We start from the raw sequence: 2,349 nt of genomic DNA, 5'->3' as shown, positions 1-2,349 counted from the left end.
TTAATCGCTACGCGGATGCCGTCTTAACGACCGCTCCGCCGTGGCTGGGGCAGCGCCAAACCGCTGCGATGAACGTGGGCACGATAGCTTAAATTCGGGGGAAAACTGTCCTGGACATCGGGTCCACTACACGCAGCAGTTCAAAATTCAGGCGGCAGCATCCAGCGTGGAGCCGTCGGCGAGGCTGATGGTGGATGCGCTGCGCTTATCCACCCTACAAAACCGGCGCTGTTGTAGTTTTAGGGTGGATAAGGCGCGCCGCTCGGTGTCATGGACCCGGCACGTCGGTCGTGCGCGCCGCATCCACCATGGGCTGCACGAGATTTTAAAAATTGGAATTGCTGCCGCGGTGGCCGCCGCGGGCGTCGCGGCTTACGTCGGCGTGGGCGCTGGCCCGGGTGGCCCGACGACGACTTGGTTGCGCCCGGCACTCTTGGCGGCGTAGAGCCCGCGGTCGGCCCGCTCGAACCAGCTCCGCGGGGTGTCGGCGATCTCCAGCGCCGCCGCGCCGATGGAGCAGGACAGGGTCACCCGCTGCCCGTCGACCGTCAGCACGCAGGCCCGGATGTTGGCGAGCACGCGATCGGCCAGCCGGACCGCATCCTGGACGGCGGTCTCACGCAGCACCACCGCGAACTCGTCACCGCCGAAGCGGGCCACGAAGTCGTTCTTGGGCAGGAACAGCAGGACGATGGTCTTGGCCACCGCCACCAGCACTTGGTCTCCCGCCGCGTGGCCCAGGGTGTCGTTGAGGTCCTTGAAGTGGTCGAGGTCGACGAGCAGCACGCTGCAGGGTTGGCGGAACGCACGGTGGATCTCCACCGAGCGCTCCAGGTAGGTGTCGAGCGCCTTGCGGTTGCCGACGCGGGTCAGGGGATCGGTCTCGCCCTCCTTCTTGGCCGACTCGAGCGCGTCACCCAAAGTGCGGACAGTCTGGTCCAGGGCCGCCATCTGCTGGCGCTGGTTTTGCCACCGCTCCTCGTAGGCCTGTGTCAGGCGCCCGACCACGTCAAGCACCTCACGTTTAAGGTCGGCGGCGGCACCATCCTCCACCACCAGCCGCTCCAGCCGCGCGATCTGTTGGCGGATCTGCACGTCGCTCTCCTCGTCGCGCGTGAAGGCCTGGCTAAAGTTGCGGATAAACACCCAGATGACGTCGCGCAGGTCGGAGGTGACGCTGCTGGCGTGCAGGGCGGTCCCCTGGCAGTAGTCGCGGACGAACTGTCGGATGCCTCGCCAGTCGCGCCAGCCTGTAGGACCCTCGGTATCCCCGGTGAGCGTTGCCGCGCCGGGCGGCGGCGTGCCGAGCGTCACATGGCGGGCCCACGCTTCGGCGTGCTCGCGGAAGGTGTCGAGGTCGACCTCATCCTGTTCAAGTGCGAACTCCCTCATGCTGCGCAGCGTGCTGGCCAGAGCGTCCACGGCCATCCGGCCGAGCTGGTCGTCGCCCTCGATTAGCGCGACAGGGGTGGTGGAGGGCGTTGAAGCGGGCTCTCGTGGCTTGCGTCCAAACATGGCGGCTGGGGTCCGGCGGTTGACGGTGGAGTAGCGGCGGGGCGCAGACCCCGGATAATAATGGTACACCGCCACGGGTTTCACCGCGGCAGGTCTTCGTACCAGCGCGAGTACGACCTGACGGCCTCGATCAAGATTCCGGCCGCTTGGGCTCGCCGGGTGCGTAGTCAGGCCATCCTGGCCTGACACCGTCAGGGCTGGAAGCCCTGACTACGCATACTGTTGGCCGGGGTTACGATCAAGGCCGCGAACGCGTTGGTTAACGAAGCAGGTGACGGACGCTTCGCCACATCTTGATAAATGAAAAAAATAGTGCGAATCTCCGGCGGCGGCGAGACGACGGGCATTATAGCCATCGGACGTGATAACCGGACTTAGGGGCGGGTTTTAAACCCGCCTCTACACCAAGGATCTGTCCGGATATCAGGTAGGAAGGCTATAAGACCCTGCCGAAGCACCAAGCGCGCGGGCATTGCGCACCGCGCGCGCGTCAACAACGAAACGAGGAGCCAACAGCATGTCGAAACCTGTGATGCAGGCCCTGGCTTGCGGCGTTTTCCTTGCGGTCTGTGCCGCGGACATCGCGGCACACCCAAGGCCGCGCGTAGTCGGTGACGGAAGCGTGCTCGCGACCATCCCCCAGGAAGCCGCCTACTGCGCCGGACAGCCCGGCTGCAACGGCGGTTACCCGGAAGCAGCCCTGAAGCATAACCCTGCCGCCGACCGACATCGGGCATCGTCGGCGCCGGTCGGCGCTGGCGTTGGCCATTGCGGCATGGGTTTGACCTCACCAGGGAGGCAACGGGACGCCCGGGCGGGTACCGGAAGGGTGGT

The 2,349-nt window shown here is 65.8% G+C and carries 2 protein-coding genes; one reads left to right on the top strand and one right to left on the bottom strand.

Features of this window, described 5'->3' with window-relative positions:
• Window positions 1-372 precede the first annotated feature (372 nt).
• Window positions 373-1,584 carry a diguanylate cyclase gene (locus QZY03_RS27035; protein ID WP_295586620.1) on the bottom strand — a complete coding sequence of 404 codons (1,212 nt, stop codon included), beginning with the start codon at window positions 1,582-1,584 and terminating at the stop codon, window positions 373-375.
• A 448-nt stretch (window positions 1,585-2,032) separates the two neighbouring features.
• Between QZY03_RS27035 and QZY03_RS27030 the strand changes: the two genes are divergently transcribed.
• Window positions 2,033-2,349: hypothetical protein (locus tag QZY03_RS27030; RefSeq protein ID WP_295586617.1), on the top strand; the 317-nt coding region annotated here is incomplete at its 3' end.

The sequence above is a fragment of the uncultured Lamprocystis sp. genome, assembly GCF_903933125.1.
GTDB lineage: Bacteria > Pseudomonadota > Gammaproteobacteria > Chromatiales > Chromatiaceae > Thiodictyon.
The sequence above is the reverse complement of the archived record's forward strand: the minus strand, read 5'-3'. Positions and strand labels throughout refer to the sequence as shown.